This is a genomic window from Pseudomonas xionganensis (genome assembly GCF_009763245.1).
Classification (GTDB): domain Bacteria; phylum Pseudomonadota; class Gammaproteobacteria; order Pseudomonadales; family Pseudomonadaceae; genus Aquipseudomonas; species Aquipseudomonas xionganensis.
The window spans coordinates 160,927-176,943 of sequence record NZ_WKJZ01000001.1 but is presented as its reverse complement, the minus strand read 5'-3'; the positions used below and the strand labels follow the sequence as shown (position 1 = coordinate 176,943).

Genomic DNA, 16,017 nt, shown 5'->3' with positions numbered 1-16,017 from the left:
TGGATCTGTGAGCGAAGCGACTCCCCCTCAGGAACAACAACAGTCCGTAACGGATAGCACGTCTTCAACCCCAGTCAGTCCGCCCAGCGCGCCTCGCCCGCCCAAGGCACGGGGTAACGGCCTGGCCTTCTGCGCCTTGCTGGTCGGTGCGGCGGGTGCCGCTGCCGGCGCCTGGGGCTTGTGGCAGCTGCAGGGGCTGCAGCAGCGCGAGCAGCAACAGCTTGAGCAGCTGCAGCAGCTCATGGGGCAGACGGCCAGCCTCGGGCAAGCCAGCCAGGTGCTGGAGCAGCGCGTGCAGCAGTTGCCGCCGGCCACCGAACTGGACAGCCAGCGGCGTCTGCTGAGCCAGCTGCAGGGCGATCAGCAGCTGCTCAATCAGCGTCTGGAAAGCGTGCTGGGTGCCAGTCGTCAGGACTGGCGCCTGGCCGAGGCCGAGCACCTGTTGCGCCTGGCCAGTCTGCGTCTGTCGGCGCTGCAGGATATCAACAGCGCCGAGGCCCTGGTCGCCGGCGCCGATGAAATTCTGCGTAGCCAGGACGATCCGGCCGCCTTTGCCGCGCGCGAGCAACTGGCCAAGAGCCTGGAGGCCTTGCGCACCACCTTCGATCCGGATCGTACCGGGCTGTTCCTGCAACTGGGCGCGCTGCGCGACCAGGCTGCCAGCCTCAACCCGCTGAACCCCAACTTCGCGACTGACGGCGGGGTGCTGGGGGAACTGGCGGCCAGCGAGCCGACCAGCTGGTGGGCTGAATGGCTGGAGGTGATGTCCCGCTATGTGCGTCTGGACTTCAATGCTGCTGAAACGATTCGCCCACTGTTGGCCGGGCAGAGCCTGGGGCAGGTCCGTTTGGCCCTGAGCATGGCGTTCGAGCAGGCCCAGTGGGCGGCGCTGCATGGCCACACTGAGGTCTATCAGCAGGCGCTGCGCCAGGCCAGCGAGGTGCTGCAGGGCCACTTCAATGCCGAGAACCCGGACAGTCGCGCCCTGGCTGCGCGTATCGACGAGCTGCGCCAGCGCCCTATCGAGGTGCAGGTGCCCGATCTGGCCGACAGCCTGGTCGCGTTGCAGGCCTATATTGCCCGCAAACAATCGGCTCGCGAGGCTTTGGGCAGTGATGCTGAAAGCCAGGAGGCCCGCCCATGAAGCGTGCCTCTCTCTGGCTGTTGCTGTTGCTGGGGGCTGCGGCCCTGGCTCTGCTTGGCCTGGCCATTGCTGAACACAAAGGCTATGTATTGCTGGCCTACAAAGGTTTTCGCTACGAATCCAGCCTGTGGGCGTTCGTGGCGTTGCTGCTGGCCCTGTGGCTGCTGCTGTATCTGCTCAAACTGATGCTGCGCCTGAGCCTGACCTCGGTTGGCCTGGTCAATCCCTGGTCGGGGCTGCACCGCACGCGGCGGGTGCGCCTGGCCTCGGCTCTGGGCTTTGTCGACCTGGCCGAAGGGCGTTGGGCTCAGGCCCTGCGTCATCTGCGCCGGGCTGCCGAGAGCGAGGAGCAGCCGTTGATGTATTACCTGGGCGCAGCGCGGGCGGCGCAGCAGCTCGGGCAGATCGAGGAAAGCGATGCGCTGCTGGAAGCGGCGCTCACGCGTCAGCCCAAGGCCGAGCTGGCCATCGCCCTGGCCCATGCCGAACTGCAACAGGCCCGTGGTCAGGCGGCGCAAGCCCAGGAAACCCTGCAGGTGATGCGCGAGCGTCACCCGCAACACCATCAGGTGCTGCGTCAGCTGCAGCAACTCTATCTGCAGGAACAGAACTGGTCGGGGCTGCTCGGCCTGCTGCCGGAGCTGCGCAAGCATCGCCTGCTGGGGGATGCCGAGCTGGCCGAGGTGGAACGCCAGGCCTGGCGTGGCCGCCTGCGCAGTATCGGGCTGAACAGCGGGCAAGGTCATGACGAGGCGCTGCAGGCCCTGCGCAGTGCCTGGCAACAGCTCTCCACCGCGCAGCGCCAGGAACCCGCGACCCTGGCGGTATACGCCGAGCAGTTGCGCGGCCTGGGTGCGGAAACAGAGGCCGAGAGTCTGCTGGCTGCGGCGCTGAAGCGTCAGTACGACAGCGCCCTGGTGCGTCTCTATGGCCTGCTGCGAGGCCAGGATCTGCACCGCCAGTTGCAGCTGGCCGAGGGCTGGCTCAAGGCCCACCCGCAGGATGCCGGGCTGCTGCTGACCCTGGGCCGGCTGTGCCTACACAGCCAGCTGTGGGGCAAGGCGCGCAGTTATCTGGAAAGCAGTCTGGCCTTCGAGCCCCACCCGGAAACCTGCGTCGAACTGGCCCGTCTGCTCGCCCAACAGGGTGAGGTGGAGGCCAGTAACCAGTATTTCCAGCAAGGCCTGGCGCTTCTGGATCAGCGCCTGGCCGGCGCGTGAGAATGGCCAGCCCGGACCCTGCTGCGCGGGACCGGGCTGCGCGCTCCGCTGGCCCGGCGCTCGCAGCTCAAGCCGTCTGGCGGTGCTATCAAACGCTTGTATGAAATTATCTCCGGAGCTGTCTTGATGGCACCGGCCCGCGGGCATAATCTGGCTCGCAGGTACCGCCGGAAAGTTGCCGTTCCACGGTTTTCTTCCCAAGCTCGTGCATAAGCTGACAAAAAAACGTCTTGCGCGGGTCTATAAAACAAATAGCAGTAGGGAAGCGAGGTCACCATGCTTGAGAGTTGTCAGAACGCACAAGAACGCTGGGGTGGGGTTCACCAACTGATCGACCGCTGGCTGCAGGAACGCAAGGAGCTGGTCGAGGCCTATGCCGCCATCAACAGCTCGCCACAAGCCCCCAGCGCCAATGCCGCTGCCCTGCAGAGCTTCTGCGAAGTTCTGGTGGACTATGTGTCCGCCGGGCATTTCGAGGTCTACGAGCAGCTGACCAATGAAGCCAAGGCCTTCAACGATCAGCGCGGCCTGGATCTGGCCAAGCAGATCTACCCTCGGATCGAGGTCATTACCGAAGTGGCGCTGGCCTTCAACGACCGTTGCGACAACGGTGACTGCCGCGACACGGTGTCCCTGCTCGATGAGCTCAAGCGCCTCGGCCAGCTGCTGCATGAGCGCTTCGAGCTGGAAGACTGCCTGATCGAGGTGCTGCATAACGCCCATCAGAACCAGGTTGCCCCGGCTCTTTAGGCGTCTCTCTCAGTTACGGATATCGAGCAGTTCGATCTCGAATACCAGAGGCGAATGGGGCGGAATCAGATCACCTGCCCCTTCGGCGCCGTAGGCCTGGGATGAGGGAATCACCAGGCGCCAGTGGGCGCCCAGCGGCATGCTCGGCAAGGCGCTGCGCCAGCCGGCGATCACGCTGTCCAGCTTGAACCACTGCGGGCTCAGGCTCTCATCGAACTGGCTGCCATCGGCGAGAAAGCCCACATAACGTACCCGAATACGGCTCTTGGCACTCGGCTTGGGGCCACTGCCTGCACGCAGCTGCTGCATCAGCACACCGTTGTCCAGCACCCTGACCCCGGCCTTGGCTTTCTCGTTGGCGAGAAAGCGTCGCTCCGCCGCCTTGGCTTTTTCGTGGCGCTGCGTAGCGCCCTCCAGCAGCGCCTCATGCTCGGCCAGCAGGCTGTCGATGCGGGCGTTATCCAGTTGCAGCGGTTCCTTGCGATAGGCCTGGTCGAGGCCTTTGAGCAGGGCCTGCAGTTGCAGGTCCGGTACTTCCTCGCGCAGCCGCTCCCCCAGGCGCACGCCCAGGCTGTAGGCCAGGTCATGAGCATCGTCGGATGCCTGGGCCAGAGGGGTGAGCAGGCACAGCAGCAAAATAAGGCGTGGCATGGGGGCTCTCCAGGCGGGGGTGCGGCGATTATGCCAGCCTCCAGTGGCTGCTACGAGGTAGCGAGGCTGCGCCAAGGCGGTCTAGTATGAAGCCATCTTCACCCGCCAGGAGGCGCGTCATGTCGGCTAGCAAGAACAGCAAGAAGAAGTCTGTCAGCACCCCGCTGCATCTGTTGCAGCACCTTTCCAGCAGCCTGCTCGAACATCTGGAGGATGCCTGTTCACGGGCTCTGATCGATGCCGAAAAACTGCTGGCCAAACTGGAAAAGCAACGGGGCAAGGCCCAGGAAAAACTGCACAAGGCCCGCACCCAGCTGCAGGATGCCGCCGTGGCCGGCAAGGCCAAGGCGCAAGCCAAGGCCAAGAGCGCCGTGGCTGAGCTTGAAGAGTTGCTGGACGCCCTGAAAGAGCGTCAGACCGAGACGCGTCACTATATTGCCGAACTCAAGCGTGATGCCCAGGAAAGCCTGAAACTGGCCCAGGGTGTGGGCAAGGTCAAGGAAGCGGTGAGCAAGGCCCTGGATAGCCGTGCGGCCAAGGCCCTGCAGGTCAAGCCCGAGGCCAAGCCGGCCGCGCGCAAGGCCCCAGCCAAGCCTGCAGCCCGTAAACCAGCCAGCAAGGCTGCTGCGCCTACAGTTAAGGCGCCCGCCAAGCCTATGGCCAAAGCGCCCGCCAAGCCCGCGGCCAAACCTGCGGCGAAGAAGCCCGCCGCAGCCAGTCCGGCGCCGAGCAAGGCAGCGAGCAAGCCCGCAGTGCAGAAGGCGCCTGCGACTAAGCCTGCAGTGAGCAAGCCTGCTGCCAAACCGGCAGCCAGGCCAGCGGCGAAAACCCCTGCGGCCAAACCCGCCGCTAAACCTGTTGCGAAAAAACCGGCAGCCAAACCTGCTGCCGCCAAGCCGGCGGTGGCCAAGACTGCCGAAGCCGTTGCGGCTCCTGCCGCCAGCAATGGCAGCACGCCTCCGAGCGCTGTTTAAGCGCTCAGTTGAACCGCCGCGCTGCGCAATCTGTGCAGCGTGGCGCGATCAGCGGATGCGGGAGCCAGGCTTTCCAGCCAATACCCTGCACTGCCCTGGTCGCCGCCAGACCAGTTCCGCGCGCATATCGCCAGGCGCTGCAACTGCTCGCGCTCGGCGTCCAGTTCCATCACCTTGATCTGCTCGCGCAGCCGCGCCAGCGTCTTATCGTCCCGAGCCGCCTCGCGCCACTGCTGACGCAGCTGGCGCAGCGGCAGGACTACCTGCGCCTGCCAGGGGCGGGCCAGTTTATCCAGTGCGTCGGCCCGCGCTTCGTCACAGGCAATCTGCCGGCGCTCCAGCCAGGCGGCACAGAGCAGCAGGCAGACATCCGCCCCCTGTCCCTGCAGCTGCAAGCAGGCCGCCTCCACGCCGGGCTGGCGGTAGAGTTCCTGGGCAAAGCGCCAAAGGTCGCTGGGCATGTGGCTCCCCGAGTAAGTTATGAGTCTCTCTGATAGACTCCGCCGCCATTATGATCCGACTCCAGAACCTCACTCTACAGCGTGGCCCCCAGCGTTTGCTGGAAGATGCCGAGCTGACCCTGCATCCCGGCCACAAGGCCGGCCTGATCGGCGCCAATGGTGCCGGCAAATCCAGCCTGTTCGCCTTGCTGCGCGGCGAACTGGCGGCCGATGGCGGCGACTGCTTTATTCCCGCCACCTGGCGCATTGCCCATATGCGCCAGGAAGTGGACGCGGTAGAACGCCAGGCGGTGGACTATGTGCTCGATGGCGATGTGCAGCTGCGCCGGGTGCAGGCCGAACTGGCCGCTGCTGAAGCCGCCCATGACGGCGCCGCCATCGCCCGTCTGCACAATGAGCTGGACAACCTCGACGGCTACAGCGCCGATGCCCGGGCGCGCAAGCTGCTGGCCGGCCTGGGTTTTGACAGTGCGCAGATGGATGGCCGGGTCGGCGACTTTTCCGGTGGCTGGCGCATGCGCCTGAACCTGGCCCAGGCGCTGATGTGTCCCTCCGACCTGCTGCTGCTGGACGAGCCGACCAACCACCTGGATCTGGATGCCATTCTCTGGCTGGAAGGCTGGCTGCAGAGCTATCCCGGCACCCTGTTGCTGATCTCCCACGACCGTGACTTTCTCGATGCCGTGGTCGACCATGTGGTGCATGTCGAGCAGCGCAAGCTGACCCTCTATCGCGGCGGCTACAGCGCCTTCGAACGCACCCGCGCCGAGCGCCTGGCTCAGCAGCAGCAGGCCTACGAGAAGCAACAGGCGCAGCGCGCCCATATGGAAAAGTACATCGCCCGCTTCAAGGCCCAGGCCACCAAGGCGCGTCAGGCGCAGAGCCGGATCAAGGCCCTGGAACGCATGGAGGAGCTTTCGGCGGCGCATGTCGACTCGCCCTTCGACTTCAGCTTCCGCGAGGCGGACAAGGTGTCCACACCGCTGCTCAGCCTCAGCGAAGGCCGCCTGGGTTATGGCGACAAGGTGGTGCTGGAGCAGGTCAAGCTGAGCCTGGTGCCTGGCACCCGCCTGGGTCTGCTCGGCCCCAATGGCGCCGGCAAGTCGACCCTGATCAAGAACCTGGCGGCCGAGTTGCAGCCCATCAGCGGCCATCTGCAGCGCGGCGAGAACCTGGTGGTCGGCTACTTCGCCCAGCATCAGCTCGATGCCCTGGATGACAAGGCCAGCCCGTTGCTGCACTTCCAGCGTCTGGCGCCAACCGAGCGCGAGCAGACCCTGCGCGATTTCCTCGGTGGCTTCGATTTCCGTGGCGCCCGTTGCGACGAGCCGGTGCTGAATTTTTCCGGTGGCGAAAAGGCGCGCCTGGCCCTGGCGTTGATCGCCTGGGGCAAGCCCAACCTGCTGCTGCTGGACGAACCGACCAACCACCTGGATCTGGAAATGCGCCTGGCCCTGACCATGGCCCTGCAGGAGTTTTCCGGCGCGGTGGTGGTGGTGTCCCACGACCGTCATCTGCTCAAGAGCACCACCGACGAGTTTCTCCTGGTGGCCGATGGCCGGGTACAGCCCTTCGATGGCGACCTGGACGACTACGCCCGCTGGCTGGTGGACTACCGTCTGCGCCAGACGCCGGCTGCCACTGCGCCGAGCAACCCGGACAAGACCGACAAGCGCGCCCAGCGCCAGGCCGCCGCCGTGCTGCGCCAGCAACTGGCGCCGCACAAGCGCGAGGCCGACAAGCTGGAAAAAGAGCTGGGCCAGTTGCACGAGAAACTCGCGGCTGTGGAAGCGCGCCTGGGCGATAGCGCGATCTACGAGGCGGCGCGCAAGGACGAACTGCGCGATGCCCTGGCCGAACAGGCCAGACTGAAGAGCCGTGAAGCCGATCTGGAAGAGCGCTGGATGCTGGCCCTGGAAACGCTGGAAGAACTGCAGCGGCAGTTGGCGGAGAGCGAATGAGCGAGTGGATGCAGCTGCTGGATGGCTGGCCTGAGCCGCTGATCCGCGCCGGTCAGGTTGTGCTGATTCTGCTATTGGCCTGGCTGGCCCAGCGCCTGCTCAGTCGTGGTATCAGCCGACTGGGCCAGCGCTACAGCCTGCTGCCGCCGGAAGTCCTGCTGGCGCTGCGCGGTTTTCTGCGCTGGCTGATCATCGGCAGTGCGCTGATGCTGGTGCTGGAGCGCCTGGGCGTGTCGGCCACGGTGCTGTGGACCGCCCTGACCGGCTTTACCGCCGTGGCGGCGGTGGCCTTCTTTGCCATCTGGAGCGTGCTGTCGAACATGTTCTGCGCGCTGCTGATCTTCACCATGGGGCCGTTCCGCCTGGGCGATACCGTGGAGGTGATCGAGAGTGCCGACAAGCCTGGGGTCAAGGGCCGGGTGCTGTCGATCAATCTGTTCTACACCACCCTGGAAGATGTCAGCGAAGAAGCGGCCGGCGCCTTGCTGCAGGTGCCCAACAGCCTGTTCTTCCAGAAGTCGGTACGGCGCTGGCGATAAGTCGTAGGCGGCTCGCCAGCCTGCAGCGTCAGGAGTAGGCTTGCCTATTCATTCCCCTAGTTGAGGTAGTGCGTCATGGCCATGGAAACCTGGCTTGCCTTTTTCGTTGCCTGTTGGGTGATCAGCCTGTCCCCCGGTGCCGGTGCGGTCGCCTCCATGAGTGCCGGCCTGCAATACGGTTTCTGGCGCGGCTACTGGAACGCCCTGGGCCTGCAGCTGGCCCTGCTGGTGCAGATCGCCGTGGTGGCCGCCGGCCTGGGCGCGGTGCTGGCGACCTCGGAGCTGGCCTTCAATCTGATCAAGTGGTTTGGCGTGGCCTACCTGGTCTACCTGGGCTGGAAGCAGTGGGTCGCCAAGCCTGGCGAGATCAACACCGCCGATGGCGAGCGTCCCCTGGGACGGCCCCTGACTCTGGTGTTGCGCGGCTTTCTGGTGAATGCCAGCAACCCCAAGGCGATCATCTTTATCCTCGCCGTGCTGCCGCAGTTTCTCGATCCCAAGGCGCCGCTGCTCAGCCAGTACCTGCTGATGGCCCTGACCATGGTGGTGGTCGATCTGATCGTGATGGCCGGCTATACCGGCCTGGCCGCCCGGGTGCTGCGTGCCCTGCGCTCGCCGCAGCAGCAGCGCCTGCTCAATCGCACCTTCGGCGGGCTGTTTATCGGTGCGGCGGCCCTGCTGGCCACGGTGCGGCGCACCGCCTGATTCACCAGGGGATGGGCTGCCCGTCCCAGGCCCAGAAGCTGCCGCTCTGTTCCGGCCCATGGTGCGCCACCTGCTGCAGCAGGCAACGGGCGGCGTACTCGGGGCTGAACAGCTTGTCCTCGGCGACATTGGCCTGGAAGGGCCGCGACAGCTCGGTGTCGGTGGTGCCGGGGTGCAGGCTGAGCACGCAGCTCTGCGGGTTGAGGCGCTTCAATTCGATGCTCGCCGTGTGCAGCAACTGGTTCAGCGCGGCCTTGCTGGCGCGGTAGCTGTACCAGCCGCCCAGGCGATTGTCGCCAATCGAACCGACCCGCGCCGAAAGCATGGCCACCGTGCACGGATGGCGACCGCGCAGCAGCGGCAGCAGATGCTTGAGCAGCAGGATGGGAGCAAAGCAGTTGCTCTGGAAGCTGGCCATCAGTCCGGCCAGATCCACCTGCGCCAGGCCCTTTTCCGCCTTGGCGGCGTCCGTGTGCAGAATCCCGACGCTGCACAGCAGCAGGTGCAGGTGGCTGATCTGCTCGCGCAGCTGGGAGGCCAGTTCGGCCAGCGCCGCTTCATCACGAATATCGCAGGGCAGCAGCTGCAGACGCGGGCCATGGTGCCGGGCCAGCTGCTGCAGTTCGGCGCTGTCCTGTACCTGGCGGGCCAGGGCAAAGACCTTTGCCACCTCCGGGCGTTCCAGCAACTGCGTGGTCATGGCCAGACCGATGCCACGGCTGGCGCCGCAGATCAGCACCTGGGCCGGTTGCTCGATACGTTGCCAGAAGTCCATGGGCTCTTACCTCATCTTCGTTTGACCCTCGCTCGGGCATACTAGCCGCTCAACAGAGAGGAACGTTAACCCATGCGTGTCTGGATCGATGCCGATGCCTGCCCCCGGGCCGCTCGGGATCAGGTGGTGAAGTTTGCCCTGAAGCGCGGCTTCGAGGTGGTGCTGGTGGCAGGGCAGGCGGTGCCACGGCCGAGCTACAACTGCGTACGCCTGGTGGTGGTGCCCAGCGGCCCGGATGCGGCCGATGATCATCTGGTCGAACAGGCGGTGCCGGGGGAGCTGGTGATCTGCAGCGACGTGCCCCTGGCCGCGCGCCTGGTGAAAAATGGCGTGGCCGCCCTCGACCCCCGGGGCAAGGAGTTCGACGAGGGCAATATGGCCGACAAGCTGGCCACCCGTAACCTCTTTACCGAACTGCGCGAACAGGGCCAGATGGGCGGCGGCCAGGGCGCCTATGGCGAGAAGGAGCGCCAGGCCTTTGCCAATGCCCTAGATCGGATTCTGACCCGGCTGATGCGTTAGTCAGATGTCACAGTCCACGTAGGGTGGAAAACCGCGCAGCGTTTTCCACCGGGTGGTGGTGGATGTGAAGAGCGACATCCACCCTACGGAGCCTGCAGCGGCGCTAGCCGCACAGATAGGTGCCGGTGCCCACCGCCACCAGGGTGCCGTCGTCGCTGTGCAGTTCGCTGCGTACCACCGCCACCTTGTTGCCCGAGCGCAGCAGCACGGCCGTGGCGGTAAAGCGCTGGCCGCGGCCGGGGCGCAGGTAGTCGATACGCAGGTCGATGGTGCCGAGCTTGGACAACCGGCTCATGCGTTCGCTGCCGGACAGGTGCTGGTGCTTGTCGAAGGCGCCGATCAGCGCCATGGCGCCACCGGCCACATCCAGCAGCGAGGAAATTACCCCGCCATGCAGGATGCCCTGAACGAAGTTGCCGATCAGCTCGGGCTTCATCGGCAGGTGCATGGTCACCCGCTCCAGGCTCAGCTCATCCAGTTCGATGCCGAGCATCTGGTTAAAGGGAATGCGCTGAAAGAACGCGGCCACGGCCTGTTGCAGTTCGGGCTCGAAGGCGGGTGTGGTGCTCATGGGGCGGCATCCTGAGGGAGAGGCGATCAAACTGCCGCAGGGCGCAGCGCTTGGCCAGGGCCGCGGCAGGTGTGCCACGACCATTGGCATAAACAACCTGCTGGCTGGCCGCTATTAGTCCAGGCTGTCCGCGTAAGCGGCTTGCCCCTCTCCCTAGCCCTCTCCCCAAAGGGGAGAGGGGGCTAATCGGAGAAATCGTCCAGCTCTAAATAGCCTTCAGCGCCAGCTAGTCGTGGTGGGTCAGCTCCAGCACCCGATCCACCAGCTTGTTGATGCCCGAGGCTGCCTCGCTGATGGATTGGGCCAGCATATAGGCTGGGGTGGTCACCAGCTTGCGCTCGCTGTCTTCGACGATTTCGCTGACTTCGCATTCGTGGTGCTGGGCGCCCATCTGGGTCAGGGCGGCGGCGGTGTCATGGTCGTTGCCGATGGTGCAGACCACCCCGGCGCCGAAGATCTTCGCCGCCAGGGCCGGGGCGATGCAGATCAGGCCCACCGGCTTGCCGGCCTTGACGAAGGCCTGGGTGGCCGCCAGCACGTCGGGTTGCACGGTGCAATTGGCGCCGCCGATGGCGAAGTCGGAGAGGTTCTTCGCCACGCCGAAGCCGCCGGGCAGGATCAGTGCATCGAAGTCGCCCACATGCAGCTCGCGCACGTCCTTGATCTTGCCGCGGGCGATACGCGCCGACTCCACCAGCACATTGCGCGTCTCGTCCATCTCGTCGCCGCTGTAGTGATCGACCACATGCAGCTGCGCCACGTTGGGGGCGAAGCACTGCACCTGGGCCCCGCGCTGGTCGAGGCGCAGCAGGGTGATCACGCTCTCATGGATTTCCGCGCCGTCGTATACACCACAGCCGGAAAGAATCACCGCCACGTTCTTGTTCATCAAAGGCTCCTGTGCGCATGCCACTCGGCTCGTCTGGGCAGGCTGCCCAGCTGTTGTCGTCAAATGCCCCCTGTCGTGGCATCCCGCGTCGCGAGACGGTGACAGGCCAGGGCTAGTATGAGCTGAGTAATATCACGTTCAGGCGCCACTATGAATTACATCCTTTACGCCGTGCCCTTCTTCTTTTTGCTGATCGCCCTGGAACTGCTGGTGGATCGCTGGCGCGGGGTCAGCACCTACCGTCTGGCCGATGCCATCAACAGCCTCAGCGCCGGCGTACTGTCCACCACCAGCGGCCTGCTGACCCGTGTCGTTGGCCTGGTGGCCTATACCCTGGCCTGGCAGCAGCTGGCGCTTTTTGAATTGAGTGCCGACAGCCTCTGGGTGTGGCTGGTGGCCTTTGTCTTCTATGACTTCTGCTACTACTGGAACCACCGCCTGGGGCATGAGCGCAACGTGCTGTGGGCGGCCCACTCGGTGCATCACCAGAGTGAGGACTACAACCTCTCCACCGCCCTGCGTCAGACCAGCACCGGCTTTATCTTCGGCTGGATCTTCTACCTGCCGATGGCCCTGGCCGGGGTGCCGCCGCTGGTGTTTCTCACGGTGGGTGCGCTGAATCTGCTTTATCAGTTCTGGGTGCATACCCGCCATGTGCCCAAGCTCGGCTGGCTGGAGTGGGTCTTTATCACCCCGTCCAACCATCGGGTGCACCATGCGCAGAACCCGGTCTATATGGATCGCAACTACGGCGGGGTATTTATCCTCTGGGACCGGCTGTTCGGCACCTTTCAGGAAGAACTGGATGAAGAACCGGTGATCTTCGGCGTGACCACGCCCCTGGCCAGCTGGAACCCACTGTGGGCCAATGCCCAGTTCTATGTGGCGCTGTGGCGCGACGCAGTGCGTGCCGAGTCCTGGTGGGACAGGCTGCGCATCTGGTTTATGCCCACCGGCTGGCGCCCGGCCGATGTGGCGGCCCAGTACCCCCAGGCCAAAGCCGACCTCAGCCAGTTCGTCAAATTCGAGGTGCCGCTCAGTGGCGCGCAGAAGGTGTATGCAGTCCTGCAGTTCACTGTCTATCTGCTCGGTGGCACCTACCTGCTGGCGGTGGGCGAGGGCCTGAGCCTGCCGGCCCTGCTGCTGGGATTGGGCTGGATGGCCTTTGGCCTGTATGTGATCGGCGCCTGGCTGGAAAACCGGCCCCAGGCCCGGCGCCTGGAGATGCTGCGCCTGGCCCTCAACCTGCCGCTGGCCTGGCTGACCCTGCAACTGGGCCTGCTGGCCGCGCAGCCGCTGTTCTGGCCGCTGCTGCTGGCTTACAGCCTGCTGAGCCTGCTGGCGTTGTGGTGGACGCCCAGGCGGATGCCGGTTCCGGCATAAGCGCTCCCCGCGTGCGGCGCCACCCTGGCGCCGCCGGTCGATTCAGTGCAGCCTTGTGCCTGCACCTTGCGGCAAGCCGTCGCAGTTCTGTCGTGCGCTGTCATTCTTTGGTCATAATGAGCGCCTATAACTGTCACACTTGCCCGTCGACCCGGGCTCTGGAGCCTGTCGTGAGCTTTACCCCCGCCAATCGCCTGTTCCCCGCCACCCGTCTGCGCCGCAATCGTCGCGATGAGTTCTCGCGGCGGCTGGTGCGTGAGCATCGCTTGAGCGTCGATGACCTGATCCTGCCGGTGTTCGTCCTCGATGGTGAAAACCGCCGCGAAGCCATCGCCTCCATGCCCGGGGTCGAGCGTCTGTCCATCGACCAGTTGCTGATCGAGGCCGAGAAGTGGGTGGCCCTGGGCATTCCGGCCCTGGCCCTGTTTCCGGTCACGCCGCTGGAGAAAAAGTCCCTGGATGGCGCCGAGGCCTGGAACCCGGACGGCATCGCCCAGCGCGCCATCCGCGCCCTGCGCGCGAAATTCCCCGAGCTGGGGTTGATCAGCGATGTGGCCCTGGATCCCTTCACCACCCATGGTCAGGACGGCATTCTCGATGAGAATGGCTATGTACTGAACGACATCACCGTCGATGCCCTGGTCAAGCAGGCCCTGTCCCATGCCGAGGCCGGTGCCCAGGTGGTGGCGCCCTCGGACATGATGGACGGCCGCGTACAGGCCATCCGCGAGGCCCTGGAGCTGGCCGAACAGCCCAATGTGCGCATCATGGCCTACTCGGCCAAGTACGCCAGCGCCTACTACGGGCCGTTCCGCGATGCGGTGGGCTCGGCCGCCAACCTCGGCAAGGCCAACAAGGCCAGCTACCAGATGGACCCGGCCAACGGCGACGAGGCCCTGCACGAAGTGGCGGCGGACCTGGCCGAGGGCGCCGATATGGTCATGGTCAAGCCGGGCATGCCCTATCTGGATATCCTCTGGCGGGTCAAGGACGCCTACAAGGTGCCCACCTTCGTCTACCAGGTCAGCGGCGAGTACGCCATGCATATGGCCGCGATCCAGAATGGCTGGCTGAGCGAAGCGGTGATTCTGGAGTCCCTGACCGCCTTTAAACGCGCGGGTGCCGATGGCATCCTCACCTATTTCGCCGTGCGCGCGGCCGAACTGTTACAGCAGGGCCAGTAGGCCCCGGGAAGCTCAGATGAACACCGAAGGACTCAGCAGCGAATTGGATAACCCGCCTCAGCTTGCGCCCCAGGACGAGGCCCCGCCAGTCGAGGCGGTGGAGGCGCCGCCCGTCGAGGTGCCACCACCGGCTCCGCTGGTGGTGCCGAACCTGGACGACAGCAGCCTGTATATCCACCGTGAACTGTCCCAGCTGAAGTTCAATATCCGCGTGCTGGAGCAGGCGCTGGACGAGTCCTACCCGCTGCTCGAACGTTTGAAGTTTCTGCTGATCTTCTCCAGCAACCTGGATGAGTTCTTCGAAATCCGCGTGGCCGGGTTGAAGAAGCAGATCAACTTCGCCCGCGAACAGGCCGGTGCCGACGGTCTGCAGCCGCACCAGGCCCTGGCCCGGGTGGCCGAGCTGGCCCATGAGCAGGTGGAGCGCCAGTACGCCATCCTCAACGACACCCTGTTCCCGGCGCTGGCCAAACACCACATCAACTTTATCCGCCGACGCTTCTGGAACACCAAGCTCAAGGCCTGGGTGCGCCGCTACTTCCGCGACGAGATCGCGCCGATCATCACCCCCATCGGCCTCGACCCGACCCACCCCTTCCCCTTGCTGGTGAACAAGAGTCTGAACTTTATCGTCGAGCTGGAAGGTATCGACGCCTTCGGCCGCGATTCCGGTCTGGCCATCATCCCGGCGCCGCGCCTGCTGCCGCGCATCATCCGCGTGCCGGAGGAAGTCGGCGGCCCGGGGGACAACTATGTGTTCCTCTCCTCGATGATCCACGCCCATGCCGATGACCTGTTCCAGGGCATGAAGGTCAAGGGCTGCTACCAGTTCCGTCTGACCCGTAACGCCGACCTGTCGGTGGATACCGAGGACGTCGAAGACCTGGCCCGCGCCCTGCGCGGCGAACTATTCAGCCGGCGCTACGGCGACGCGGTGCGTCTGGAGGTGGTGGATACCTGCCCGCGACCGCTGCTGGATTACCTGCTCAAGCAGTTCAACCTGAGCGAGAGCGAGCTGTATCGGGTCAACGGCCCGGTCAACCTGACCCGTCTGTTCAGCATCACCGGTCTGGAAAACCACGCGGATCTGCAATACACCCCGTTCACCCCGGTGATCCCCAAGCTGCTGCAGAACGCCGAGAACATCTTTAGTGTGGTCAGCAAGCAGGACATCCTGTTGCTGCACCCCTTCGAGTCCTTTACCCCGGTGGTCGACCTGCTGCGCCAGGCGGCGAAAGACCCCCATGTGCTGGCGATCAAACAGACCCTGTACCGCTCCGGGGCCAACTCGGAGATCGTCGATGCCCTGGTGGAAGCGGCGCGCAACGGCAAGGAGGTCACCGCGGTGATCGAGCTGCGCGCGCGTTTCGACGAGGAATCCAACCTGGCCCTGGCCAGCCGCCTGCAACAGGCCGGCGCGGTGGTGATCTACGGCGTGGTGGGCTTCAAGACCCACGCCAAGATGATGCTGATTCTGCGCCGCGAGAATGGCGAGATCGTCCGCTACGCCCACCTCGGCACCGGCAACTACCACGCCGGCAACGCCAAGCTGTACACCGACTACAGCCTGCTGACCGCCGACGTGGCCCTGTGCGAGGACGTCTCCAAGCTGTTCAGCCAGCTGATCGGCATGGGCAAGACCCTGCGCATGAAGAAGCTGCTGCATGCGCCCTTCACCCTGAAGAAGACCCTGCTCGACCTGATCGCCAAGGAAACCGCCGCCGCGGCCGAAGGCAAGCCGGCGCATATCATCGCCAAGTTCAACTCGCTGACCGATCCGAAGATCATCCGTGCGCTGTACAAGGCCAGCCAGACCGGGGTGAAGATCGACCTGGTGGTGCGCGGCATGTGCTGTCTGCGCCCGGGTATTGCCGGGGTCTCACACAATATCCAGGTGCGTTCGATCATCGGCCGCTTCCTGGAGCACACCCGGGTGTTCTACTTCTTGAATGGCGGCGAGGAGAAGATCTACCTGTCCAGCGCCGACTGGATGGAGCGCAACCTCGACAAGCGCGTCGAGACCTGCTTCCCGGTGGAGGGCAAGAAGCTGATCCTGCGGGTCAAGAAGGAGCTGGAAAGCTACCTCACCGACAACACCCAGGCCTGGCTGCTGCAGCCCGATGGTCGCTATGTGCGCTGCAGCCCCAGCGGCAACCAGAACCCACGCAGCGCCCAGGCCGGCCTGCTGGAGAAATTGACCGCGCCTGTGGTCAGCGTACGCTAATGGCTAGGGTGCGCCGTGCGCACCCAGCTCTCATGGGGAATTACCGGTGCGCATAGCGCACCCT

16 protein-coding genes are annotated in these 16,017 nt (G+C 65.0%); 11 read left to right on the top strand and 5 right to left on the bottom strand.

What is annotated here, in order from left to right; genetic code table 11:
- The first annotated feature begins 7 nt into the window (after positions 1–7).
- From GJV18_RS00790 to rsd, 3 genes are all read left to right on the top strand, one after another.
- Positions 8–1,144 (top strand): uroporphyrinogen-III C-methyltransferase, encoded by a 1,137-nt coding sequence (locus GJV18_RS00790; protein WP_160342822.1) that lies wholly within the window; start codon positions 8–10, stop codon positions 1,142–1,144.
- Positions 1,141–2,364 carry a heme biosynthesis HemY N-terminal domain-containing protein gene (locus GJV18_RS00785; RefSeq protein WP_160342821.1) on the top strand — a complete coding sequence of 408 codons (1,224 nt, stop codon included), beginning with the start codon at positions 1,141–1,143 and terminating at the stop codon, positions 2,362–2,364. The genes GJV18_RS00790 and GJV18_RS00785 overlap by 4 nt, the downstream gene beginning before the upstream one ends.
- A 276-nt stretch (positions 2,365–2,640) precedes the next feature.
- Positions 2,641–3,114 (top strand): sigma D regulator, encoded by a 474-nt coding sequence (gene rsd, locus GJV18_RS00780; RefSeq protein WP_160342820.1) that lies wholly within the window; start codon positions 2,641–2,643, stop codon positions 3,112–3,114.
- 9 nt (positions 3,115–3,123) lie between these two features.
- Here rsd and GJV18_RS00775 read toward each other — a convergent pair whose 3' ends face one another.
- On the bottom strand, positions 3,124–3,765 hold the full coding sequence (locus tag GJV18_RS00775) for an FKBP-type peptidyl-prolyl cis-trans isomerase (protein ID WP_160342819.1): 642 nt from the start codon (positions 3,763–3,765) through the stop codon (positions 3,124–3,126).
- Positions 3,766–3,884: 119 nt separating this feature from the next.
- Here GJV18_RS00775 and GJV18_RS00770 point away from each other — a divergent pair, with 119 nt between their 5' ends.
- The gene (locus GJV18_RS00770) at positions 3,885–4,739 is read left to right on the top strand and encodes an AlgP family protein (RefSeq protein ID WP_160342818.1); all 855 of its coding nucleotides are present in this window, start codon (positions 3,885–3,887) and stop codon (positions 4,737–4,739) included.
- On the opposite strand, the gene GJV18_RS00765 is transcribed toward GJV18_RS00770, so the two are convergent.
- Positions 4,736–5,200: a TIGR02444 family protein gene (locus tag GJV18_RS00765; RefSeq protein ID WP_160342817.1), complete on the bottom strand. Its 465-nt coding sequence runs from the start codon at positions 5,198–5,200 to the stop codon at positions 4,736–4,738. The two genes, GJV18_RS00770 and GJV18_RS00765, sit on opposite strands and share 4 nt — an antisense overlap.
- Positions 5,201–5,250: 50 nt before the next feature.
- Between GJV18_RS00765 and GJV18_RS00760 the strand changes: the two genes are divergently transcribed.
- The 3 genes from GJV18_RS00760 (at position 5,251) to GJV18_RS00750 (ending at position 8,405) form a co-directional block, all read left to right on the top strand.
- On the top strand, positions 5,251–7,161 hold the full coding sequence (locus GJV18_RS00760) for an ATP-binding cassette domain-containing protein (protein ID WP_160342816.1): 1,911 nt from the start codon (positions 5,251–5,253) through the stop codon (positions 7,159–7,161).
- On the top strand, positions 7,158–7,700 hold the full coding sequence (locus tag GJV18_RS00755; RefSeq protein ID WP_160342815.1) for a mechanosensitive ion channel family protein: 543 nt from the start codon (positions 7,158–7,160) through the stop codon (positions 7,698–7,700). The genes GJV18_RS00760 and GJV18_RS00755 overlap by 4 nt, the downstream gene beginning before the upstream one ends.
- A gap of 75 nt (positions 7,701–7,775) precedes the next feature.
- Positions 7,776–8,405 (top strand): LysE family transporter, encoded by a 630-nt coding sequence (locus tag GJV18_RS00750; protein ID WP_160342814.1) that lies wholly within the window; start codon positions 7,776–7,778, stop codon positions 8,403–8,405.
- Position 8,406: 1 nt separating this feature from the next.
- On the opposite strand, the gene GJV18_RS00745 is transcribed toward GJV18_RS00750, so the two are convergent.
- Entirely contained in the window at positions 8,407–9,180 is a 774-nt protein-coding gene (locus GJV18_RS00745; protein ID WP_160342813.1) for an SDR family NAD(P)-dependent oxidoreductase, read from the bottom strand.
- A gap of 72 nt (positions 9,181–9,252) precedes the next feature.
- Here GJV18_RS00745 and GJV18_RS00740 point away from each other — a divergent pair, with 72 nt between their 5' ends.
- The gene (locus tag GJV18_RS00740; protein WP_160342812.1) at positions 9,253–9,702 is read left to right on the top strand and encodes a YaiI/YqxD family protein; all 450 of its coding nucleotides are present in this window, start codon (positions 9,253–9,255) and stop codon (positions 9,700–9,702) included.
- Between the two features lie 103 nt (positions 9,703–9,805).
- Here GJV18_RS00740 and GJV18_RS00735 read toward each other — a convergent pair whose 3' ends face one another.
- Together GJV18_RS00735 and elbB are read right to left on the bottom strand one after the other, a co-directional pair.
- On the bottom strand, positions 9,806–10,273 hold the full coding sequence (locus GJV18_RS00735; RefSeq protein WP_160342811.1) for a thioesterase family protein: 468 nt from the start codon (positions 10,271–10,273) through the stop codon (positions 9,806–9,808).
- Between the two features lie 226 nt (positions 10,274–10,499).
- Positions 10,500–11,162, bottom strand: a complete 663-nt coding sequence (elbB, locus tag GJV18_RS00730) for an isoprenoid biosynthesis glyoxalase ElbB (protein WP_160342810.1) — start codon at positions 11,160–11,162, stop codon at positions 10,500–10,502.
- A 150-nt stretch (positions 11,163–11,312) separates the two neighbouring features.
- On the opposite strand from elbB, the gene GJV18_RS00725 reads away from it, so the two are divergent.
- The 3 genes from GJV18_RS00725 to ppk1 all read left to right on the top strand — a co-directional run bounded on the left by GJV18_RS00725 (position 11,313) and on the right by ppk1 (position 15,953).
- Positions 11,313–12,545 (top strand): sterol desaturase family protein, encoded by a 1,233-nt coding sequence (locus GJV18_RS00725; protein ID WP_160342809.1) that lies wholly within the window; start codon positions 11,313–11,315, stop codon positions 12,543–12,545.
- A 170-nt stretch (positions 12,546–12,715) separates the two neighbouring features.
- Complete coding sequence (hemB, locus tag GJV18_RS00720) at positions 12,716–13,729, top strand: porphobilinogen synthase (protein ID WP_160342808.1); 1,014 nt, start codon at positions 12,716–12,718, stop codon at positions 13,727–13,729.
- 16 nt (positions 13,730–13,745) lie between these two features.
- Positions 13,746–15,953, top strand: a complete 2,208-nt coding sequence (gene ppk1, locus GJV18_RS00715; protein WP_160342807.1) for a polyphosphate kinase 1 — start codon at positions 13,746–13,748, stop codon at positions 15,951–15,953.
- Positions 15,954–16,017: the final 64 nt, after the last annotated feature.

What these genes read in the sequence shown, in the direction of transcription:
- GJV18_RS00785 (WP_160342821.1), top strand. Translation starts at nt 1,141, where the DNA reads ATGAAGCGTGCCTCTCTCTGGCTGTTGCTGTTGCTGGGGGCTGCGGCC.
- rsd (WP_160342820.1), top strand. Translation starts at nt 2,641, where the DNA reads ATGCTTGAGAGTTGTCAGAACGCACAAGAACGCTGGGGTGGGGTTCAC.
- GJV18_RS00775 (WP_160342819.1), bottom strand. Translation starts at nt 3,765, where the DNA reads ATGCCACGCCTTATTTTGCTGCTGTGCCTGCTCACCCCTCTGGCCCAG.
- GJV18_RS00770 (WP_160342818.1), top strand. Translation starts at nt 3,885, where the DNA reads ATGTCGGCTAGCAAGAACAGCAAGAAGAAGTCTGTCAGCACCCCGCTG.
- GJV18_RS00765 (WP_160342817.1), bottom strand. Translation starts at nt 5,200, where the DNA reads ATGCCCAGCGACCTTTGGCGCTTTGCCCAGGAACTCTACCGCCAGCCC.
- GJV18_RS00760 (WP_160342816.1), top strand. Translation starts at nt 5,251, where the DNA reads ATGATCCGACTCCAGAACCTCACTCTACAGCGTGGCCCCCAGCGTTTG.
- GJV18_RS00755 (WP_160342815.1), top strand. Translation starts at nt 7,158, where the DNA reads ATGAGCGAGTGGATGCAGCTGCTGGATGGCTGGCCTGAGCCGCTGATC.
- GJV18_RS00750 (WP_160342814.1), top strand. Translation starts at nt 7,776, where the DNA reads ATGGCCATGGAAACCTGGCTTGCCTTTTTCGTTGCCTGTTGGGTGATC.
- GJV18_RS00745 (WP_160342813.1), bottom strand. Translation starts at nt 9,180, where the DNA reads ATGGACTTCTGGCAACGTATCGAGCAACCGGCCCAGGTGCTGATCTGC.
- GJV18_RS00740 (WP_160342812.1), top strand. Translation starts at nt 9,253, where the DNA reads ATGCGTGTCTGGATCGATGCCGATGCCTGCCCCCGGGCCGCTCGGGAT.
- GJV18_RS00735 (WP_160342811.1), bottom strand. Translation starts at nt 10,273, where the DNA reads ATGAGCACCACACCCGCCTTCGAGCCCGAACTGCAACAGGCCGTGGCC.
- elbB (WP_160342810.1), bottom strand. Translation starts at nt 11,162, where the DNA reads ATGAACAAGAACGTGGCGGTGATTCTTTCCGGCTGTGGTGTATACGAC.
- GJV18_RS00725 (WP_160342809.1), top strand. Translation starts at nt 11,313, where the DNA reads ATGAATTACATCCTTTACGCCGTGCCCTTCTTCTTTTTGCTGATCGCC.
- ppk1 (WP_160342807.1), top strand. Translation starts at nt 13,746, where the DNA reads ATGAACACCGAAGGACTCAGCAGCGAATTGGATAACCCGCCTCAGCTT.